The sequence below is a fragment of the Ensifer sp. EB106-03-01-XG145 genome (assembly GCF_058792075.1).
Genome location: NZ_JBYTEC010000003.1, coordinates 61,037 through 81,374 on the forward strand (window position 1 = coordinate 61,037; position 20,338 = coordinate 81,374).

Annotated in this window: 21 protein-coding genes; 4 read left to right on the forward strand and 17 right to left on the reverse strand. The window is 63.1% G+C overall.

From position 1 onward, the window contains the following. Positions 1-154 precede the first annotated feature (154 nt). The 7 genes from AC3WWH_RS10880 to AC3WWH_RS10910 form a co-directional block, all read right to left on the reverse strand. On the reverse strand, positions 155-556 hold the full coding sequence (locus tag AC3WWH_RS10880) for a F0F1 ATP synthase subunit epsilon (RefSeq protein WP_058321802.1): 402 nt from the start codon (positions 554-556) through the stop codon (positions 155-157). Positions 557-672: 116 nt separating this feature from the next. Then, positions 673-2,190: a F0F1 ATP synthase subunit beta gene (gene atpD / locus AC3WWH_RS10885; RefSeq protein ID WP_058321740.1), complete on the reverse strand. Its 1,518-nt coding sequence runs from the start codon at positions 2,188-2,190 to the stop codon at positions 673-675. A gap of 24 nt (positions 2,191-2,214) precedes the next feature. After that, complete coding sequence (locus AC3WWH_RS10890) at positions 2,215-3,096, reverse strand: F0F1 ATP synthase subunit gamma (RefSeq protein ID WP_058321739.1); 882 nt, start codon at positions 3,094-3,096, stop codon at positions 2,215-2,217. Positions 3,097-3,123: 27 nt separating this feature from the next. Continuing rightward, on the reverse strand, positions 3,124-4,653 hold the full coding sequence (gene atpA / locus AC3WWH_RS10895) for a F0F1 ATP synthase subunit alpha (protein ID WP_057255020.1): 1,530 nt from the start codon (positions 4,651-4,653) through the stop codon (positions 3,124-3,126). Further along, complete coding sequence (locus AC3WWH_RS10900; protein WP_063891456.1) at positions 4,653-5,213, reverse strand: F0F1 ATP synthase subunit delta; 561 nt, start codon at positions 5,211-5,213, stop codon at positions 4,653-4,655. The genes atpA and AC3WWH_RS10900 overlap by 1 nt, the downstream gene beginning before the upstream one ends. Positions 5,214-5,475: 262 nt before the next feature. After that, complete coding sequence (locus AC3WWH_RS10905) at positions 5,476-5,862, reverse strand: AGROH133_08824 family phage infection protein (RefSeq protein ID WP_057255018.1); 387 nt, start codon at positions 5,860-5,862, stop codon at positions 5,476-5,478. 138 nt (positions 5,863-6,000) lie between these two features. After that, a complete protein-coding gene (locus tag AC3WWH_RS10910) occupies positions 6,001-8,217 on the reverse strand; it encodes a primosomal protein N' (protein ID WP_058321737.1) in 2,217 nt (738 codons plus the stop codon). Between the two features lie 177 nt (positions 8,218-8,394). On the opposite strand from AC3WWH_RS10910, the gene fsa reads away from it, so the two are divergent. Next, on the forward strand, positions 8,395-9,048 hold the full coding sequence (fsa, locus tag AC3WWH_RS10915) for a fructose-6-phosphate aldolase (protein ID WP_057255016.1): 654 nt from the start codon (positions 8,395-8,397) through the stop codon (positions 9,046-9,048). A 50-nt stretch (positions 9,049-9,098) separates the two neighbouring features. On the opposite strand, the gene AC3WWH_RS10920 is transcribed toward fsa, so the two are convergent. Together AC3WWH_RS10920 and AC3WWH_RS10925 are read right to left on the reverse strand one after the other, a co-directional pair. Further along, positions 9,099-10,232: an AAA family ATPase gene (locus AC3WWH_RS10920; protein WP_058321736.1), complete on the reverse strand. Its 1,134-nt coding sequence runs from the start codon at positions 10,230-10,232 to the stop codon at positions 9,099-9,101. A 63-nt stretch (positions 10,233-10,295) separates the two neighbouring features. Beyond that, complete coding sequence (locus tag AC3WWH_RS10925) at positions 10,296-11,219, reverse strand: GNAT family N-acetyltransferase (protein WP_058321735.1); 924 nt, start codon at positions 11,217-11,219, stop codon at positions 10,296-10,298. Positions 11,220-11,353: 134 nt separating this feature from the next. Here AC3WWH_RS10925 and AC3WWH_RS10930 point away from each other — a divergent pair, with 134 nt between their 5' ends. After that, complete coding sequence (locus tag AC3WWH_RS10930) at positions 11,354-12,289, forward strand: tyrosine recombinase XerC (RefSeq protein WP_058321734.1); 936 nt, start codon at positions 11,354-11,356, stop codon at positions 12,287-12,289. 99 nt (positions 12,290-12,388) lie between these two features. Further along, the gene (locus tag AC3WWH_RS10935; protein ID WP_058321733.1) at positions 12,389-13,477 is read left to right on the forward strand and encodes a TraB/GumN family protein; all 1,089 of its coding nucleotides are present in this window, start codon (positions 12,389-12,391) and stop codon (positions 13,475-13,477) included. Between the two features lie 27 nt (positions 13,478-13,504). On the opposite strand, the gene AC3WWH_RS10940 is transcribed toward AC3WWH_RS10935, so the two are convergent. Beyond that, on the reverse strand, positions 13,505-13,993 hold the full coding sequence (locus tag AC3WWH_RS10940; protein ID WP_057255011.1) for a DUF2867 domain-containing protein: 489 nt from the start codon (positions 13,991-13,993) through the stop codon (positions 13,505-13,507). Positions 13,994-14,206: 213 nt separating this feature from the next. Between AC3WWH_RS10940 and AC3WWH_RS10945 the strand changes: the two genes are divergently transcribed. Continuing rightward, positions 14,207-14,701, forward strand: coding sequence for an acyl-CoA thioesterase (locus AC3WWH_RS10945; RefSeq protein ID WP_057255010.1), 495 nt, complete (start codon positions 14,207-14,209; stop codon positions 14,699-14,701). A 150-nt stretch (positions 14,702-14,851) separates the two neighbouring features. Here AC3WWH_RS10945 and lpdA read toward each other — a convergent pair whose 3' ends face one another. From lpdA to odhB, 7 genes are all read right to left on the reverse strand, one after another. Further along, on the reverse strand, positions 14,852-16,258 hold the full coding sequence (gene lpdA / locus AC3WWH_RS10950; RefSeq protein ID WP_058321732.1) for a dihydrolipoyl dehydrogenase: 1,407 nt from the start codon (positions 16,256-16,258) through the stop codon (positions 14,852-14,854). Between the two features lie 24 nt (positions 16,259-16,282). Beyond that, positions 16,283-17,035, reverse strand: coding sequence for an SDR family oxidoreductase (locus AC3WWH_RS10955; protein WP_058321801.1), 753 nt, complete (start codon positions 17,033-17,035; stop codon positions 16,283-16,285). Beyond that, positions 17,032-17,532 carry a hypothetical protein gene (locus AC3WWH_RS10960; protein WP_058321731.1) on the reverse strand — a complete coding sequence of 167 codons (501 nt, stop codon included), beginning with the start codon at positions 17,530-17,532 and terminating at the stop codon, positions 17,032-17,034. The genes AC3WWH_RS10955 and AC3WWH_RS10960 overlap by 4 nt, the downstream gene beginning before the upstream one ends. Before the next feature lie 2 nt (positions 17,533-17,534). Beyond that, entirely contained in the window at positions 17,535-18,176 is a 642-nt protein-coding gene (locus AC3WWH_RS10965; RefSeq protein ID WP_058321730.1) for a LysE family translocator, read from the reverse strand. Next, positions 18,173-18,598 (reverse strand): VOC family protein, encoded by a 426-nt coding sequence (locus tag AC3WWH_RS10970; RefSeq protein WP_058321729.1) that lies wholly within the window; start codon positions 18,596-18,598, stop codon positions 18,173-18,175. Before AC3WWH_RS10970 ends, AC3WWH_RS10965 begins: the two co-directional genes overlap by 4 nt. A 14-nt stretch (positions 18,599-18,612) precedes the next feature. Then, positions 18,613-19,002, reverse strand: coding sequence for an MAPEG family protein (locus AC3WWH_RS10975; RefSeq protein WP_057255006.1), 390 nt, complete (start codon positions 19,000-19,002; stop codon positions 18,613-18,615). Between the two features lie 64 nt (positions 19,003-19,066). Further along, positions 19,067-20,308 carry a 2-oxoglutarate dehydrogenase complex dihydrolipoyllysine-residue succinyltransferase gene (odhB, locus tag AC3WWH_RS10980; protein WP_058321728.1) on the reverse strand — a complete coding sequence of 414 codons (1,242 nt, stop codon included), beginning with the start codon at positions 20,306-20,308 and terminating at the stop codon, positions 19,067-19,069. Between the last annotated feature and the right edge of the window lie 30 nt (positions 20,309-20,338).

Consider the following 20,338-nt stretch of genomic DNA (forward strand, 5'->3'; position numbering starts at 1 on the left):
GCGAAGGCTAGTACTGATGAGGAAGGGTATACGGTTGTCCGCCCGCATCCCGCTCCACTTAAGCGAAGCGTCACGGCAAAGAACTCGCGATCAACAAAAAACCCCGCACGAAGGCGGGGCTTTCGGATTTGCATTACCCTTCCGGGTGCCCCTTTCAGGCCGGGATCACGATCTCGCCGAGCTTCGTCAGTTCGGCGACGAACTGCTCGAGACGGGTCTTCTTCTCGTCGCCGGCGCCTTCGAGCTCGGCGCGAACCGCGTCGATGCGGTTTTCGAGAACCGTACGATCGAGTTCGTCGACATGAACGGCAGACTCGGCCAAAAGCGTGCAACCGGTCGGCAGGATGTCGGCAAAGCCGCCAAACACGGCGAAACGCTCGGTCTTGCCGTCCGCCGTCTTCACCGTGACCACGCCGGGCTTGATCGTCGTCATCGTCGGAGCGTGATTGGCCATCACGGTCATCTCGCCCTCAGTCGCCGGAAGAACGACTTCCGTCACTTTTTCGGAGAGGAGCAGGCGCTCGGGGGAAACAAGCTCAAAGTTGAAATCGGCCATGACCATTCACTTTTCGTGGGCGCGCCACCCGAAGGCGGCTGTGCATGTCTTCCCTGCCCTTATCGAAAGGCAGGATGAAAGCCTCGGCGCCATGGCGCCGAGGCTTAACAGTGCTATCAAGCGGCTTCAGCAGCCAGCTTCTTGGCCTTTTCGACCGCTTCTTCGATCGAGCCGACCATGTAGAAGGCAGCTTCCGGCAGGTGGTCGTATTCGCCGTTGACCAGGCCCTTGAAGCCCTTGATCGTGTCTTCGAGAGCGACGAGCTTGCCCGGCGAACCCGTGAAGACTTCGGCGACGAAGAACGGCTGCGACAGGAAGCGTTCGATCTTACGAGCGCGGGCAACGGCGATCTTGTCTTCTTCAGACAGTTCGTCCATGCCGAGGATGGCGATGATGTCCTGGAGCGACTTGTAGCGCTGCAGGGTCGTCTGCACCTTACGCGACACTTCGTAGTGCTCTTCGCCGACGATCATCGGGTCGAGCATGCGCGACGTGGAGTCGAGCGGGTCAACGGCCGGGTAGATGCCCTTTTCGGCGATCGAGCGCGACAGAACCGTCGTTGCGTCCAGGTGGGCGAACGAGGTAGCCGGCGCCGGGTCGGTCAAGTCGTCGGCCGGAACGTAAATGGCCTGAACCGAGGTGATCGAACCCTTGGTCGTCGTGGTGATGCGTTCCTGCATCTGACCCATGTCGGTCGCCAGCGTCGGCTGGTAACCCACGGCCGAAGGAATACGGCCGAGCAGAGCCGACACTTCGGAACCTGCCTGGGTGAAGCGGAAGATGTTGTCGACGAAGAACAGAACGTCCTGGCCCTTGTCGCGGAAGTCTTCAGCGATCGTGAGGCCCGTCAGAGCGACGCGAGCGCGGGCGCCCGGCGGTTCGTTCATCTGGCCGTAAACGAGCGCAGCCTTGGAGCCTGCGCCGCCGCCATGCTTGTTAACGCCGGACTCGATCATTTCGTGGTAGAGGTCGTTGCCTTCGCGGGTGCGTTCACCCACGCCTGCAAACACCGAGTAACCACCGTGCGCCTTGGCGACGTTGTTGATCAGTTCCATGATGAGAACGGTCTTGCCGACGCCTGCACCACCGAAGAGGCCGATCTTGCCGCCCTTTGCGTAAGGCGCGAGAAGGTCGACGACCTTGATGCCGGTGACAAGGATCTGTGCTTCCGTCGACTGCTCGACGTAGGACGGCGCATCCTGGTGGATCGCGCGCTTGCCCGAGGTAACGAGCGGACCGGCTTCGTCGACCGGCTCGCCGATGACGTTCATGATGCGGCCGAGCGTTTCGTCGCCAACCGGAACCGTGATCGGCGCACCGGTGTCGGTGACCGGCTGGCCGCGGACGAGACCTTCGGTCGAGTCCATGGCGATCGTGCGGACGGAGTTTTCGCCGAGGTGCTGAGCGACTTCGAGAACGAGGCGGTTACCGTGGTTGTCGGTCTCCAGCGCGTTCAGGATCTGCGGAAGCTGGCCTTCTTCGAACACGACGTCAACGACGGCGCCGATGACCTGCGTTACGCGACCGACAGCGCCTGTTGCGGCAACTGCTGCGGTCTTGGCGGAAGCTGCCTTCCTCGGTGCAGCGGGCTTCTTCTCCGCTGCGGTTTCTTTCGGGGTAGCTGCCTTAGCCATAATCCTTACCCTCTTTCCGTAACCTTAGAGCGCTTCCGCGCCCGAGATGATTTCAATGAGTTCCTTGGTGATCTGAGCCTGGCGCTGACGGTTGTAGCTCAGCGTCAACTTGTTGATCATCTCACCAGCATTGCGCGTCGCATTGTCCATCGCGCTCATCTTCGCACCCATTTCGCCGGCAACGTTCTCGAGCAGGGCCCGGAAGATCTGCACGGAAATGTTGCGCGGAATGAGATCGCTCAGGATCGCGCCCGCGTCCGGCTCATATTCGTAGACGGCAGAAGCATCGGATGCTTGCGCTGCAACCGGACCGGCCGAAGCGGGGATCAGTTGCTGTGCCGTCGGAATCTGGGCGATAACGGACTTGAACTCAGAATAGAACAACGTGCAGACGTCGAACTCGCCTTTTTCGAAGAGCGCGATCACCTTGTGGCCAATGTCGTCGGCATTCTGGAAGCCGATCTTCTTGACCTCACGCAGGTCGACACGATCGATGATCAGCGACGCGTATTCGCGACGCAGAATATCGAAGCCCTTCTTGCCGACGCAGATGATCTTGACCGTCTTGCCGGCTGCAAGCAACTTGCGAACGTGATCGCGGGCATGACGGGCGATCTGCGAGTTGAAGCCGCCGCAAAGGCCGCGTTCAGCCGTGCAGACGACCAGCAGATGCGTGTCGTCCTTGCCGGTGCCCGTCATCAGAGCAGGCGCGCTGTCGTCCGCGCCAACCGCTTGGGCGATGTTGGCAAGAACGGCAGCCATGCGCTGCGAATAAGGCCGGGCGGCCTCGGCCGCCTCCTGCGCACGCCGAAGCTTCGCCGCGGCGACCATTTTCATCGCCTTGGTGATCTTCTGCGTCGCCTTGACGGAGGCGATCCGGTTCTTCAGATCCTTAAGTGAAGGCATCCGTTATCCGTCCTAAATGAAATCCGCTCAGGCGAAAGACTTGGCGAAGCTGTCGATTGCAGCCTTCAGCTTGCCCTTGACGTCGTCGGAGATCGCCTTGTCCTTGCGGATGGTTTCCAGGATGTCCTTGCCTTCCGAACGCATGTACGAAAGCAGGCCCTGCTCGAACTTGCCAACCTGGTTGACCGGCAGCTTGTCGAGGTAACCGTTGACACCTGCGAAGATGACAGCGACCTGCTCTTCCGTCTTCAGCGGCGAGAACTGCGGCTGCTTCAGGAGTTCGGTCAGGCGGGCACCGCGGTTCAGCAGGCGCTGCGTAGCGGCATCGAGGTCCGAGCCGAACTGCGCGAAGGCGGCCATTTCACGATACTGAGCGAGTTCGCCCTTGATCGAGCCGGCAACCTGCTTCATCGCCTTGATCTGCGCGGCAGAGCCGACGCGCGAAACCGACAGACCGACGTTAACGGCCGGACGGATGCCCTGGTAGAACAGGTCGGTTTCAAGGAAGATCTGGCCGTCGGTGATCGAGATCACGTTGGTCGGGATGAACGCCGAAACGTCATTGCCCTGCGTTTCGATGACCGGCAGAGCCGTCAGCGAACCGGCGCCATTGTCGTCCGAGAGCTTTGCAGCGCGCTCGAGCAGGCGGGAGTGCAGGTAGAAAACGTCGCCCGGGTAAGCTTCGCGGCCCGGCGGGCGGCGCAGCAGGAGCGACATCTGACGGTAGGAAACAGCCTGCTTCGACAGGTCGTCGTAGCCGATGAGGGCATGCTTGCCGTTGTCACGGAAGTATTCGCCCATCGCGCAACCGGCGAACGGTGCGAGGTACTGCATCGGAGCCGGGTCGGATGCGGTTGCAGCAACGATGATCGAGTACTGCAGAGCGCCACGCTCTTCCAGAACCTTCACGAACTGGGCAACCGTCGAACGCTTCTGGCCGATTGCGACGTAGACGCAATACAGCTTGTCACCTTCCGGACCATTGTCGTGAATGGCCTTCTGGTTGAGGATCGTGTCAAGGATGATCGCGGTCTTGCCGGTCTGGCGGTCGCCGATGACGAGCTCGCGCTGGCCACGACCAACCGGGATCAGAGCGTCGATGGCCTTGAGGCCGGTCGACATCGGCTCATGAACCGACTTGCGCGGAATGATACCCGGAGCCTTGACGTCAACGCGCGAGCGCTGCTTGGCGTTGATCGGGCCCTTGCCGTCGATCGGGTTGCCGAGCGCGTCGACGACGCGGCCGAGCAGTTCCGGACCAACCGGGACGTCCACGATGGCGCCGGTCCGCTTGACGGTGTCGCCTTCCTTGATGTCACGGTCCGAACCGAAAATAACGACACCGACGTTGTCGGCTTCGAGGTTCAGCGCCATGCCGCGAATTCCACCCGGGAATTCGACCATCTCGCCTGCCTGAACATTGTCGAGGCCGTAGACGCGGGCAATACCGTCACCGACGGAAAGCACCTGACCGACTTCGGAGACTTCTGCTTCCTGGCCGAAATTTTTGATCTGATCTTTGAGAATTGCGGAAATTTCCGCGGCGCGGATATCCATCAGCCGACCTCTTTCAGTGCAAGCTTAAGGGTAGAGAGTTTGGTGCGAAGGGAGGTGTCAATCTGGCGGGACCCGACCTTGACGATCAGACCTCCAAGAATAGACGGGTCGACGTTGACGTTGACCGCCACGTCTTTGCCGGTGACGCTTTTCAGCGTCGCCTTCAATTCGTTTTCCTGCGCTGCAGAGAGCGCATGGGCCGACGTGACGTCGGCGGAGATTTCGCCACGATGGCGTGCGGCGATCAGGCGGAACGCCTTGATCATGCCCGGCAGCGCGAAGAGGCGGCGATTGCGCGCAACGACCTTGAGGAAGTTGCCGACGAGCCCGGAGATGCCAGCCTTCTCGGCAACTGCCGAAATGGCCTTGAACTGGTCGTCTGCAGAAAAGACCGGGCTTACGATCAGCCGCTTCAGATCATCGCTGCCGTCGATCAGGGCCTGGACGCGGGTCAGATCCGCGCCGACTGCCTCGACGGAACCGGCGCCGAGCGCGAGTTCAAAAAGCGAGGACGCGTATCTTTCTGCAACACCGGAAATAAGCTGGGATGTGTCTGCCACGGGCACAAGCTTCTCTCATTTTCATCCAAGAACCGAGCTGGCGGTGGGCCGTCAACTTAAATTCTTGAATTTGCTGCAATAATTTGCAGGATATCGAGGCCTGGCGACCCACTTCCCCCGCAATTCGCGGTTCGTCTAGCATAGGATGTTTGGACTCGCAACACGCGAACGGCAGGAATGCGGCATAAGTCGGCCACCTTGGCCGAATTTTGCCGTAAATTCGTTTCCTGCGTTGTGAATCGCGGAACGGCCCGCGGCACGATCAGATCATGCCGAAGACGTATGCGAGCGGAAGGATGGCGAGTGCCGCCTGAACGAAGAGCGCCAGCCAGTTGTAGACCGTGCCGCCGTTGTCGCTCATCATCGAGAGGATTCGGCCGAAGGCGGCAAGCGCGAACGCCGCTCCGACTGCAAGATAGACCATCGGCTGCGCCAGGAGGATCGCGGCAAGGCCGAGCCCCACATGCATGCCGCCCATGGTGGAGCGTGCCTCGGCATAACCGCCGCGCCGCCCCTCGGCAATGCCGATGCCAGCCGCACGAAAGGTAAGCCGCGGCGCAAACAGCATGACGACGCCGATCAGCGCCGCAGCCACGGCCGCGCAGAAGGCGAGGAATTCGCCGGTTTCCGTCGGAATGTAGAATTCCATGCCCGTTCCTGCAGATGAGCCCTTGTCATGCCGTTTCGTCTTCGGCCGAAGCGGCGCGTCCTTGACCTCTAGCGCATGTCGCCCCGGTTGTGAATCGCCCGCGGCCTGTTCAACGCGACGATCACAGGAAACTTGATTTTACAGGAAGCTTTGGGGATCGATGTCGAGCTGGACGCTGATCGAGCCGCGCTCCTTGGGGCCGGCGGCGATCATCGCCTTGACGAAAGCCTGCATGTCGCTGTTGCGCCGGCCATGCACCAGCAGGCGGAAGCGATGCCGTCCACGGATCAGCGCCAGCGGCGCCTCCGCCGGGCCGAGAATGGTGATGCCGTCGGTCCGCGGCGCAGCCATGCGCAAGCCCCGCGCATGGCCCTCGGCATCCTGACGGGTATCGGCCGAAACGATCAGCGAGGCGAGCCGGCCGAAGGGCGGCAGCAAGGCCTTTTCGCGCTCGGCGATCTCGCGGTCGTAGAAGGCATCCGCATCGCCGGAGACGATGGCCTGCATCACCGGATGCTGCGGCTGGTAGGTCTGCAACAGGCCGAGACTCTTGAGGCCGGTTCTCCCGGCGCGTCCGGTCACCTGCGAGAGCAGTTGGAAGGTTCGCTCGGCTGCCCGCGGATCGCCATTGGCCAAGCCGAGGTCGGCATCGACGATGCCGACCAGCGTCATCAGCGGAAAGTTGTGTCCCTTGGCGACGAGCTGGGTGCCGATGACGATATCCGCTTCGCCGCGCGCAATGGCGTCGAGTTCCAGCCGCAGCCGCTTGACGCCCATGAGGTCCGAGGAGAGCACGATCGTGCGCGCTTCTGGGAAATGCCGCTCCACCTCCTCGGCAATGCGCTCGACGCCGGGGCCGCAGGCAACCAGGTGATCGAGCGTGCCGCATTCGGGGCAGGCCTCCGGCGTCTTCTCCGTATAGCCGCAATGGTGGCACTGGATCTGCCCGCGGAAGCGGTGTTCGACGAGCCAGCTTGAACAGTCCGGGCACTGGAAGCGATGGCCGCAGACGCGGCAGAGCGTCAGCGGCGCATAGCCGCGGCGGTTGAGGAAAAGCAGCGCCTGTTCGCCGCGCTCAACGGCCTTGCCGATCTGGTTGATGAGAACCGGCGAAAGGAAGCCGCCGCGCGCCGGCGGATGCTGGCGCATATCGACCACGCCGAGCCGCGGCAGCGCCGCATCGCCGAAACGCGTTGGCAGGTGGATCGGCTTGTAACGGCCGACTTCGCCATTGACCCGGCTTTCGACCGATGGCGTCGCCGAGACGAGCACGACGGGAAAGCCGGTGATCCGACCGCGCACGACCGCCATGTCGCGCGCATTGTAGAAGACGCGGTCTTCCTGCTTGTAGGCCGGGTCGTGCTCTTCGTCGACGATGATGAGACCGAGCGCTTCGAACGGCAGGAACAGCGCGGACCGCGCGCCGGCAACGACGCGCACCGTGCCGGTCGTCACCTGGCGCCAGACCTTTTCGCGCGTCCGCGGCGCAAGGTCCGAGTGCCACTCCGCCGGCTTCGCCCCGAAACGATCCTGGAAGCGCTCGAGGAAACTCGATGTCAGCGCGATCTCCGGCAAGAGTATCAGCACTTGCTTGCCTGCCCGAAGCGTCGCGGCAATCGCCTCGAAATAAACCTCGGTCTTGCCGGAGCCGGTGATGCCGTCGATCAGCGACACAGAGAAGCCGCCCTCCTCCACCGCCGCCAGGAGATCGGCTGCCGCATCCTTCTGGGGCCCTTCGAGCCGGGGCGCGACAAAATCGGGATCAGGCAAGGCAACCACCGGCGGCGGCGCCATGAATACGGTTTCGAAGACGCCTTGCTGCGTCAGTCCCTCGATCACGCTCGACGAAGTTCCGGCCGCATGCGCAAGCCCGGAGCGCGTCCAGGAGACGCCATCGCTGGCGGTCGCGATCACGCGCTCGCGCGCCGCCGTCATGCGCTCCGGCCGCATGTCCGTGAGGCGCAGCGCTTCCACCATCGGCTCCGGATCGAAGGCGGCCGGCGCCCGGAGCGCCATGCGCGCGACGAGCCCCGGCGGCGTCACGGTGTAGGCAGCAACCCAGTCGAGAAAAGTTCGCATGTCCCTCGTCAGCGGCGGGCAGTCAAAAACCTTCTCGATTGTCTTGAGTTTCTTCGGATCGACATTGCCGTCATCGTCTCCATCCCAGACCACGCCGACGACGAGCCGGGGGCCGAGCGGCACCTGCACGATCGAGCCCGGCTCGACCGCCATGCCGTCGGGAACCGCATAGGAATAGGCTTTCGGCGCCGGCATGGGCACCAGGACCGGCACGACGCGACGGGCAGAAATCGGCCCGAGCAAATCGCCGAATAAATCGGTTGAATCGCGAGTCATTTTGCCGTGACCTTGCCACGTGTTTCGGTTAAAGAAAACTGCGCTGCGAACCGCAGCCTTGCCGGCGCAGGGTTTGTCACGGTTCCACCAGAGTTTCAACGCGCGCGATCTCTGCCAACGGAATTCCTCCCCGGTAGAGATGCGCCCGAGCGGCAATCGTGCCCAAGGAGTGACTCCATGAAATTTTTCGTTGATACCGCCGACGTCAAGGAAATCCGCGAGCTGAACGATCTCGGCCTTCTCGATGGCGTCACCACCAACCCGTCGCTGATCCTGAAGTCGGGCCGCGACATCACGGAAGTCACCAAGGAAATCTGCTCGATCGTCGAAGGCCCGGTTTCGGCTGAAGTGACCGCCACCGAATACGCCGAGATGATGAAGGAAGCGGCCGTTCTTTCGAAGATCGCCGACAACATCTGCATCAAGCTGCCGCTGACGCTTGACGGTCTCAAGGCCTGCAAGGCGCTGACCTCGGACGGCCACCAGACCAACGTGACGCTGTGCTTCTCGGCCAACCAGGCCCTGCTCGCCGCCAAGGCCGGCGCGACCTTCGTTTCGCCCTTCGTCGGCCGCCTCGACGACATCGCCTTCGATGGCATGGACCTGATCCGCGAGATCCGCCACATCTTCGACAACTACGGCTATGAGACCGAGATCCTTGCAGCCTCGATCCGCACCGTGAACCACGTCAAGGAAGCCGCCCTCATCGGCGCCGACGTCATCACCGCGCCGCCGGCAACGCTGAAGGCTCTGGTCAAGCACCCGCTGACCGACAAGGGCCTCGAAATGTTCCTGGCCGACTGGGCCAAGACCGGCCAGAAGATCGCCTGATTGCTTCAGGAATGAATGAAAACCCCGCAGCGATGCGGGGTTTTTTGTTGCTACTCGTCGCCGTCCATCAGCCCCGTCAGCCGCATGTCGTCGATCCAGGTGGCGCTGTCCTTGCGGATCACCCGGCGCGGACGGATGCCGCAACGCTGGCGCACTTCCTCCGCCAACCGCTCAGAATGGGTGACGATCCAGATCTGGCTTTCGCGCGAAGCGCTGGCGACCATGTCGGCGAGCGCCGGCAGCATGTCCGGATGCAGGCTCGTCTCCGGCTCGTTCAGCGCGATGAAGCGGGGACGGCGATAGGAAAGCAGCGCCGCCGCCAGTGCCAGGAAGCGCATCTGCCCGTCGGAAAGCTCGCGCGGCGAAAACGGCCGGTTGGGAAAATCCGGAAAGACCAACGAGAATTCGGCAAACTGTCCCGGCTCGGGAACGTCAAGATAGGCGCCGCCGAAGGCGTCGGCAATAGCGCGGTCGAGATCGACCGTGTCCTCGCGTGTGTGCCTGAGCGTCGCAAACACCGCAGCCATGTTGACGCCCGTCTCGTCGAGCATCGGCGCCGTAACGGCGAGGCATGGCAGCCGCAACGGCGAATCGCGATCGGTGCGGAAGCCATGGAAGAACCGCCATTGGTCGACCGCGCGGCGAAAGGTGCCGACCTCCGGATAGTGACCGGCATCACCGAGCAGCGAGATCGCCGTTTCTGAAGTCAGAGCCGTTTCCGGGTAGTCCTCCATCCGCCCGCGCTCGCCGCGCACGAAGATGCCGGGGCCGGACCGCTTCATCATCGTCACCGGCCGGCGGCCGGTTTCGACGGTCAACTCCTCTTCCTTGACCTGAGGCTCATAGGCAAAGCCAGCGGCAGCGGTGGGCGGGCGCAATCCCGCCTCGATGCGGTAGCGGAAGGTGATCGCACGTTCCTCGTCCAATAGCTCGGTTTCGAGCCGGATGCGCGCCGGTTTGTCGGCGCGGCGGCGGCCACTCCAGAGCGCCGACGACATGCCGCCCTCCTCCGCGATCTCGCGTGCCAGAGTGCCGCGCGTCGCCGACTGCACGAGTTGAAGCGCGCGATAGAGATTGGACTTGCCGACGCCGTTCTCGCCGATGAACAGGTTGACGCCCGTCAGATCCATGCGGATCGACTTCAACGAACGGTAGTTTTCGGCAAACATGGATTGAAGCTGCATGGCTCAAGACCTAGCCGATCCGCAGCCCGGCGTGAAGCCTGGCAGGCATGGCGCGGCTGATCGCTAGAGCGCGGCCGCTGCTTGCAACCGGGGCTGGAACGCCACGTCCGCGTCCATGGCCAGATCGAACACCGTGTGCCGCTCGAGCGCCTTCGTCACCTCGCCAGGCTCGCCTTCCAGCGCCTCCGGCGGGATCAGGTTGCCGATGCGGAAATCGAAGAAGTCGCCCTTCTTGTTGAGCAGCTCGTGGAACACGGTCATGTCGCGCAGTTCCGTTGACCATTTGGCGAACCAGTAGAACAGGCCGGAATTGCGGGCGCTCATGTGCACCGGCAGGATCGGCAGGCCGTATTTGCGCGCAAAGCCCACCGCAGACGTCTTCCACGGCCGCTCGTTGAGGCAGCCGTCCGCCCAGTAGGCGATGCGCCCGGAAGGGAAGAGCACCGTCGCCTTGCCCTCGCCGATCGCCCGGTTGGTCACCTGCAGCGTCTCGCGGGCCTTCAGCTTGCTCTTGTGCTCCTCACGCCATTCGACGGGGATGACCATCTCGACAAAGCGTGGATTGACGCGGATGGCGTCGCGATTGGCAAAGAACATCATGTCCGGCCGCCGTGTCTTGAGCAGGTCGAAAACAGCGATACCGTCGGCTATGCCGGTCGGATGGTTGCTGACGAGCAGGAAGCCGCCCTTGGCCGGAATGCGCTCGGCCCGGTCAACCCGCACCTCCAGCGAGAGAAGCGAACTCAGATGTTCGAAGGCCTGGAAGCCGGGCATGTTGGCGACCGCATCGGCGAACTCGTGCGCCTTGCGGTAGTTCAGCAATGCGTAGAGAAAAGGTCGCATCAACGGCCACATCGGGCTCTTGACGATGCGCTGCCCGCGCTCGGCAATCAGGGTGTCGACGATGTGACCAGGTTTTCCCTGTGAGACCAGGGCGATTACTTCAGCAAAATGCGCGAATCCGTTCACCGAATCCCGTCCCGCCATAGTCCGATCCGATTCTTTCCGGCTGACCATCGCAATTCTATATGATCGAAGAATGACAGATTCCAAGGGCGCATTAGCAAAAACATAAGATGCGTCAGGGCATTGTCGCCGATGGACCAACTTGGGAAGCGACAATGAACGAGCTCCTCGTCATCGGCCATCCGGAACTCCTTGCCGAACGCCAACGTTGGCTCAATGGGCTCATGCGGGAGCGGCGCCTCTCCGACAACACCGTCGAGGCCTATGAGCGCGACACCCGTCAATTCCTGACATTCCTGACCGGCCATCTGGCCGGACCGCCGCGCCTTTCCGACATCCGGACGCTGCGGCCGGCGGATCTGCGCGGCTTCCTCGCCCAGCGCCGCAAGGGTGGCGCCGGCGCACGCACGCTCGGCCGTGGCCTCGCCGGCTTGCGCTCCTTCCTGCGCTTTCTCGAACGCAACGGCCTTGCCAATGCTGCAGGTGCCGCCGCCGTGCGCTCGCCGAAGCAGCCGAAATCGCTTCCGAAGCCGCTGACCGACCGAGAGGCGCTGAACGTCGTGACCTCGGAGGCGCAGCTTGCCGAGGAGCCCTGGATCGCCGCGCGCAATGCCGCGGTGCTGACACTGCTCTATGGCTGCGGCCTGCGCATTTCCGAAGCGCTCGGGCTGACATCGGGCGATTTCGCCGGCTCGCCCTCGTCGCTGCGCATCATCGGTAAAGGCGGAAAGACGCGGCTCGTGCCATTGATTCAGGCTGCGCGTGAAGCCGTCGCAGCCTATATCAAACTCTGCCCCTATCAGCCGCCTGCTGATGAACCGTTGTTTCGTGGTGCCCGTGGCGCCAAGCTGCAGCCGGCAATCATCCAGCGGGAAATGCAGAAGCTGCGCGGGGCCCTCGGCCTGCCGGACACGGCAACGCCGCATGCGCTGCGACACTCCTTCGCCACCCATCTGCTGGCCGGCGGCGGCGATCTGCGAACCATCCAGGAACTGCTCGGCCACGCCAGCCTGTCGACCACGCAGGTCTATACCGGTGTCGATTCCGCACGGCTTCTGGAAATCTACGATCGCGCCCATCCGCGCGCCTGATTTTCGGCGAAACGATGAATTAACCATGCCCCTTAAGGAAGCCGTGACCGGCCCGGCCCTAGGGTTCAGCAACGACCGTCCGACCGTCGGGGAACAACGATGACCGCCTTTGCGAGACCTGATCGAAACCTGCCCCGCAACCTGCTTGCGCGGGTCGCTGACGATACGCTTTGGCTCATTGCCCTCTTGCATGTCGTTCTTGCCGCCAGCCTCGTCGTTGCACTCTTCTTCGTCGCGGAAGCCGATGCGCAGGAAGCCGAATGCGGCGGCTCGAATGTGCTCACCGCCCTTGCCAAGACGGATCCGACCAAATTCGCCACACTCGAAGCGGAAGCCGCCGCCGTGCCGAACGGCAAGGGCATCTTCTGGAAGATCGAGAAGGACGGCATCGCGGCCTCCTGGCTGCTCGGCACCATGCATGTCACCGATCCGCGCGTGCTGGCGCTTCCCGCCGAAGCGCCGGCCGCTTTTGCGGCAGCCTCAACCGTCATCGTCGAATCGGACGAGATCGTCGACGAGAAGAAATCGGCCGCCGCGATCCTGATGCGGCCCGACCTCACCATGTTCCCGGATAACAAGACGATCGCCGATTTCCTGAAGCCCGGCGATCGCGAACAGCTCGAAGCGGGCCTCAAAGCCCGCGGCATTCCGCTGACGCTCGTTGCGCGCATGAAACCCTGGATGATCGCGAGCTTCGTCGCATTGCCCGCCTGCGAGATCAGCCGCAAGGCGACCGGCGCCTCCTTCCTCGACAAGAAGATTGCCGAGGATGCGGTCAGCCAGGGCAAGACGCTCAAGGGCCTGGAGACGCTGATCGAACAGCTCGCAGCGATGGATTCGCTTCCGACCGAACTGCACCTGCGCGCGCTCATCGAGACGCTGGCGCTCGGCAAGACGATCGACGACGTCTTCGCGACAATGACCGACCTCTACCTTTCCGGCGACACCGGCATGATCATGCCGATGATGAGATCCGTTTCCGACAAGGGCACAGCGGAGGATTTCGGCTATGCCGATTTCGAGCAGCGCATCATCGTCGACCGCAACAAGACGATGGCGACACGTGCCGAACCGATCCTGAAGGACGGCGGCGCTTTCATGGCCGTCGGAGCGCTGCACCTTCCGGGCAAGGAAGGCCTGGTCGAACTGCTCCGCGCCCAGGGCTTCACGGTCACGCGCGCCAACTGACTGGCGGGCGTTCAAGCCGGAGACTGATCAGCCAATCTGACCGCCCGGACCCGCCACCCGGGCCAGAAGCGTCGGCACGATCACCTTGTGAAACGGCGTGACCGCCGCGAGGTAAACCCGCCCGAGCGCATTGTGCCGCCGGACGAGCGTGGTGACGCCGACGATCTGGTTGACCGCGGATCCCGCCCTGACATCGACGACGATGCGAAAATCGAGATGCTTGTCGTCAAAACCGAGCACCACTTCGTCATCGCTTTTCGACAGCACCGGAAACGCCCCGACCAGCCCGAAGCGACCCGGTTTCGGCGCCGCCGATTTCAGGCCAATGAGCGAGACCACGCGGTTGCGCAGGCGCAGCAGTTCGCGAATCCATCGCGGCGAACGGCCAAGTGAACGTTCGGCCGCTTCCGCGGCGGTCACGCCCTTGCCGTCGAGGGCGAGCTCGAAACGGTCGGCCCAATCGGCGTGCGGTAGATGCCGGTTCGGCAACGAGGTGGCCACGGCTCTCGGTTTCATGTTTCCTCCTGACGCCACGGCGTCGTTTGTCCTTTGAAACATGATTGCGCCCTCCGTCGTGCCTGGACAGGAGACCGCTTGTCGCAGCCCTCGGTCCAATCGTCACACCCAGTCTGCCGCCGGGGCCGTCCTACGCCGATGCGGTGGGGCCTTCCCTTCGCGCCGACAAGCTGCATAACTCAAGCTGAACGTTGCAAATTCTGGAGATGGACAATGGAAACCAGCCACGACACACGCGAACTCGAAATGGTCGTGCTGATGACGCCGGACATGGCCAATTTCAGCGGCAAGGTCCATGGCGGCGCGCTGCTCAATCTCCTGGATCGCGTGGCTTTCTCATGCGCCTCGCGCTATTCGCAGCAATATGCGGTGACGCTTTCGGTCGACCAGGTGACCTTCCGCCAGCCGATCCATGTCGGCGAGCTCGTCACCTTCCGTGCCGCGGTCAACAATGCCGGCCGAACCTCGATGGAAATCGGCATCCGCGTCGAGGCCGAGAACATCAGGAGTGGCGAGCGGCGACACACCAACTCCTGTTACTTCACGATGGTCGCGGTCGACGCCGACGGCGCGCCGACGCCCGTACCTCCGCTGAACACTGACACCGCTGACCGCAAGCGCCGGCAGCGCGCGGCCGAAGCACGACGCAGCCTCAGGCGGGAGTTCGAGGAGCGCTTCCACGCGCTCCGATCTGCTTCTGAAGAGTGAGAGATAATCGCCATCCGCCACGAAATATCCGGGGGGGATGTCAGCGAACGCTGACGCGGCACTGGCGAAAGCACCGCAACAACAGCCGGCATGTTGAAAGCGCGCGGCTGGAACAAGGGGGCCGCTTGCTGCAGCCCCCTCGCTGGATCATTACATGTGAATCGGCTTGAAGAAGGTCGAAAGAGCCGCTTCCTTGACCGCTTCCGACATGGTCGGATGCGCATGGCAGGTGCGGCCGAGGTCTTCCGACGAACCGCCGAACTCCATCAGCACGGCGATTTCGTGGATCATCTCGCCGGCGCCGAAGCCGACGATGTGGCCGCCGAGAACCCGGTCGGTTTCCTTGTCGGCGAGGATCTTCACGAAGCCGTCGGTGGCAAGCATGGCGCGCGCGCGGCCATTGGCTGTGAAGGGGAACTTGCCGACCTTGTAGGCAACGCCTGCAGCCTTCAGCTCTTCCTCGGTCTTGCCGACGGAGGCGATTTCCGGCTGGGTGTAGACGACGCTCGGGATGACGTCGTAATTCACATGCCCGGCCTGACCGGCGAGGATTTCAGCAACGGCAACGCCTTCGTCCTCGGCCTTGTGGGCGAGCATCGGGCCGCGCACGACGTCGCCGATCGCGTAGATGCCGGTAACGCTCGTCTGGTAGTGATGGTCGATCTCGACGCGGCCGCGCTGGTCCATGACGACGCCGGCCTTATCGAGGCCAAGACCATCGGTGTAGGGCTTGCGGCCGGTCGCGATCAGCACCACGTCGGCATCGAGCGTCACCGCATCGCCACCCTTGACCGGCTCAAAGGTCACCTTGGCGCCCTTGCCGTCCTTGACGACACCCGTCACCTTGGCGCCGAGCTTGAAGTCCATGCCTTGCTTCGCGAGCATGCGCTGGAACTGCTTGGCAACTTCGCCGTCCATGCCGCCGAGGATGGTATCGAGATATTCGACGACCGTGACCTTGGCGCCGAGGCGCGCCCAGACCGAGCCGAGCTCGAGGCCGATGACGCCGCCACCGACGACGATCATGTTGGCCGGGACCTTTTCGAGCGCGATGCCGCCGGTCGACGAGATGATCACCTTCTCGTCGATGTCGACCTGAACGCCCGGAATGCCCGCGACGTCGGAGCCGGTGGCGATCACGATGTTCTTGGTTTCGAGGATCTGCTCCTCGCCCTTGTCGTTGGTGACCGAGACCTTGCCCTGGCCGAGCACCTTGCCGGTGCCCTGGATGCCGTCGATCTTGTTCTTCTTGAACAGGAACGAGACGCCCTCGACGTTGGACTTAACGGTCGCGTCCTTGTGGGCCATCATCTTTTCGAGGTTCAGCTTCGGTGCTGCGACTTCGACGCCGAGCGCATCGACGCCATGGGCGACCTGATGGAACATCTCGGATGCATGCAGCAGCGCCTTGGACGGGATGCAGCCGATGTTGAGGCAGGTGCCGCCATAGGTGGCGCGCTTCTCGACGACGGCCACCTTCAGGCCAAGCTGAGCCGCCTTGATGGCGCAGACATAGCCGCCGGGGCCGCTGCCGATAACGATGAGATCATATGCCATTAAAATATCCTTCCTTCAGGGCGGTTACCGCCCGCCGCTGACATTGAGAATTGCCCCCGTCACATAAGTCGCCTTGTCTGACAGGAGGTAGAGAACCGCGTCAGCGACTTCCTCGGCGGTGCCGGGTCGCTGAACGGGAATGGTGGGAGCAAGATCGCGCGCCCGGTCCGGCAGGCCGCCGGAGGCATGGATCTCGGTATCGATGACGCCGGGACGGATCGCATTGACGCGAATGCCCTCGGTCGCAACCTCGCGCGCAAGGCCGATGGTGAAGGTGTCGATCGCACCCTTCGAGGCGGCGTAGTCGACATATTGCGCCGGCGAGCCGAGCACGGCTGCGGCAGACGAGATGTTGACGATGGCGCCACCCTTGCCGCCGTAGCGCGTGGACATGCGCCGAACCGCTTCCGCCGCACAGCGAATGGAGCCGATGATGTTGATGCGGAACATCCGTTCCAGCCGATCGACCGACATCTCGTCGATCCGTGCGGTCGGTCCGACGATGCCGGCATTGTTGACGAGGCCATCCAGCCGGCCGAAGGCCGCATCGACGGCAGCGAACATCGCCTGGATATCCGCCTCCGAGCCGACATCGCCCTGAACCGCAATCGCCGAGCCGCCGGCCGCAACGATCGCGCCGACAACCGCATCTGCCGCATCACGGTTCGTCGCGTAGTTGACTGCGACACGCCAGCCGGCTTTCGCCGCGGCGACACAAACCGCCGCGCCGATGCCGCGGCTTCCGCCCGTCACGAGAAGAACGGGGCCTGCGCTCATGCGGCGCATCCCTTGAGGGTGAAAGAATCCCAGCTGTCGGCCTCGGCCTTGCCCTTGCCCCAGGCGCTCGATGCTCTGAGTGAGGGCCCGAAATCGGGAAGCAGCAACTGCTCTGCCGCTGGCTCGGCTTCACCAGGGATCTCGCTGATCGCACCGGCCTTGTCGAGCGCATAGACGACGCCCTGCCATACCGTGCAGGCGCGCAGTTCCTCGCCGGTCGCGTCACCCTCCGGGCAATTGTGCATGATCAGCCCCGTGGCGCGTTCCGGCTCTCCCGCCGGCATCACGACGCCGTCGAGCAGAAGCCCGGGTTTGAGCACCGCCACCTTGAAGTGGTTGCTGGTCGCCGCACTTGCCGAGCCGACCGGCTCGAAGCGCAGCTCATAGCCGCCGTCACGATCGGCGTAGATCGCGTGCGACTGCTTGCAATCGGCAGCGATCGCCGGTGCGGTAAGCGCAGTGCAGAACAGCATCAAGGCGAGGCGACCAAAAACCATGATCAGGCGACCTTCTCCGTCGCGAGCTTGAGGCCGAGCGCAATGAAAACGACGCCGCTGGCGCGGTCGATCCACTTGCTGGCGCGGGTGAAGGCGGCGCGCATCCGCGGCGTCGTCATGAACAGGCTGACGCCGACGAACCAGAGGATCAGGCAGGTGGCCATGACCAGCCCATAGCCGAACTTGACGAGGATCGGCGTGTGGGCGCTGACGACGGTCGAGAAGATCGACAGGAAGAAGAATACCGGCTTCGGATTGAGCGCATTGGCGGCAAAGCCGAGGCCGAAAGCCTTGGCGGTCAACTGGCCCTTGGCCGGCTCATTGCCTTCCGCGCGCTCGACCTTGATCTCCGTCTGGCCGGCACGGAGCGCCTTGATGCCGATATAGATCAGGTAAGCGACGCCGCACCATTTGACGATGTTGAAGAGGTAGATCGACTGCGAAATGATCAGCCCCAGACCGAGGATCGTGTAAGTCACATGGAACATCAGCGAGGTGCCGATGCCGAAGGACGTGATGATGGCCGGGCGCCGGCCATGCACGATCGACTGGCGCATGACCATGGCCAGATCGGCGCCGGGAGAGACGATCGCAAAGGCGAAGATCGCCATCAGCGATGCGAGTTCTAGGAGATATTGGCTCATGGTTGTGCGACCGGTGCGTTGAAGGCCCAGACGTGGCCGAAGGGATCCTGGATGCGCGCGTAACGTGCGTGCCAGAAGGTATCCTGCGGCTCCAGAACTGTCGATGCCCCGGCGGCGATCGCCCGGTCATAGGCTGCATCGACGTCGGCGGCATCAGGCAGATTGATGTTGATGGCGACGCTCGCACCACCGACCGTCTTCGGCGAAAGAACGTTCGAGCCGAATTCGGGAAATTCGTCGTGCAGCATGATCTCGCCGCCGAAGAGCGCGAGATTGGAATGCATCACGCGCTTGCGATCCTCCGCCAGCTGGCAAAAGGTGTGTTGGGCACCGAAGGCCTTCTCGTAGAAGGCGATCGCTGCCATGCCGTCCTTGACGCAGAGATGCACCTGGATCGGCGGAACGTTTGGTTCGGATGCCATGCGAGTTCCTCCGTTCAGATCAGAATACCCGCAATCATCAGCAGGAGCCCGACCGCCGAAACGGTCCAGACGGCGGAGCGAACCAATCCGAGGCCGCCAATATAAATCGGCAGGTAGGCGGCTCTTGCCCAGAACCAGATCCCCACGCCCCATTGGGTGAGCGGTCCGCTCCGTCCGGAGAATTCTATCACGACCGCAAGGGCGATGAAGACCGGATAGGTCTCGTGAAAATTGCGCAGCGCCCGTCCCGCCCGCCCGGTAAAGACATTGGGCTCCGGCACGACGTCGCGATTGGTATCAGCTTCGATGACGCCGTGCTGCAGGCGATAGGCGCCCGCCTGCGCCATCATATAGGCGAAGGCGAGAACGGCACTCCAGAGCAGGTAGGTCAGTTCGAACGACATCGATGCGATCCGGAGAAGCGCGGCGCAGAAAGAAGCGGGGGCTGCAATCGCCCCCGCCCAACTCTTAGAGATCGAGAACCAGACGCTCCGGATCCTCGAGGCTTTCCTTGACGCGGACGAGGAAGGTCACGGCTTCCTTGCCGTCGACGATGCGGTGATCGTACGAGAGCGCGAGGTACATCATCGGGCGGATGACGACCTGGCCGCCGATGGCGACCGGACGGTCCTGGATCTTGTGCATGCCGAGAATGCCCGACTGCGGCGCGTTGAGGATCGGCGAGGACATCAGCGAACCGTAGACGCCGCCGTTGGAGATGGTGAAGGTACCGCCCTGCATGTCGGCCATCGACAGCGCGCCATCACGCGCAGCCTTGCCGAGACGACCGATGTCCTTCTCGATCTCGGCGATCGACATCTGGTCGGCATCGCGCACGATCGGAACGACAAGCCCCTTGTCGGTGCCGACGGCGACGCCGATGTGGCAGTAGTTCTTGTAGATGATGTCGGTGCCGTCGATCTCGGCGTTAACAGCCGGGATTTCCTTCAGCGCGTGGGTCACGGCCTTGGTGAAAAAGCCCATGAAGCCGAGCTTCACGCCATGCTTCTTCTCGAAGATGTCCTTGTACTTGTTGCGCAGCGACATGACGGCGCTCATGTCCACCTCGTTGTAGGTGGTGAGCATGGCGGCGGTGTTCTGCGCATCCTTGAGGCGCTTGGCGATCGTCTGGCGCAGGCGGGTCATCTTGACGCGCTCTTCGCGCACGACATCTTCTGCCGTCGACGGCGCACGGGCCTGGACCTTCGCCGGCTCTGCAGCAGCAGGGGTCGAGATGCCCTTGGCGACGGCTGCAAGCACATCACCCTTCAGCACCTGGCCACGCTTGCCGGAGCCATCGAGCTGATCGGCCGACAGGTTGTTTTCGGCGAGCAGCTTAGCGGCAGCCGGTGCCGGCGGCATCGACGAGGCAGCGGATGCTGCAGCAGCAGCCGGGGCAGCCGGAGCGGCAGCGGCCGGCTCGGCCTTCTTTTCGGCAGCAGCGGCCGGAGCGGCCGCAGCAGCGCCGGCAGCACCGGCGGCGATCTGGCCGAGCAGCGCGCCGAGACCGACGGTCTCGCCTGCCTGCGCAACGATTTCGGAGAGCGTGCCTGCAGCCGGAGCCGGCACTTCGATCGTCACCTTGTCGGTTTCGAGTTCGAGCAGGGGCTCATCGGCCTTGATGGCATCGCCGACCTTCTTGAACCAGGTGCCGACGGTCGCTTCGCTGACGGATTCGCCGAGGGTGGGAACGCGGATTTCTGTTGCCATGATTTTTGTTCCGTTGATCAGATATCTGTT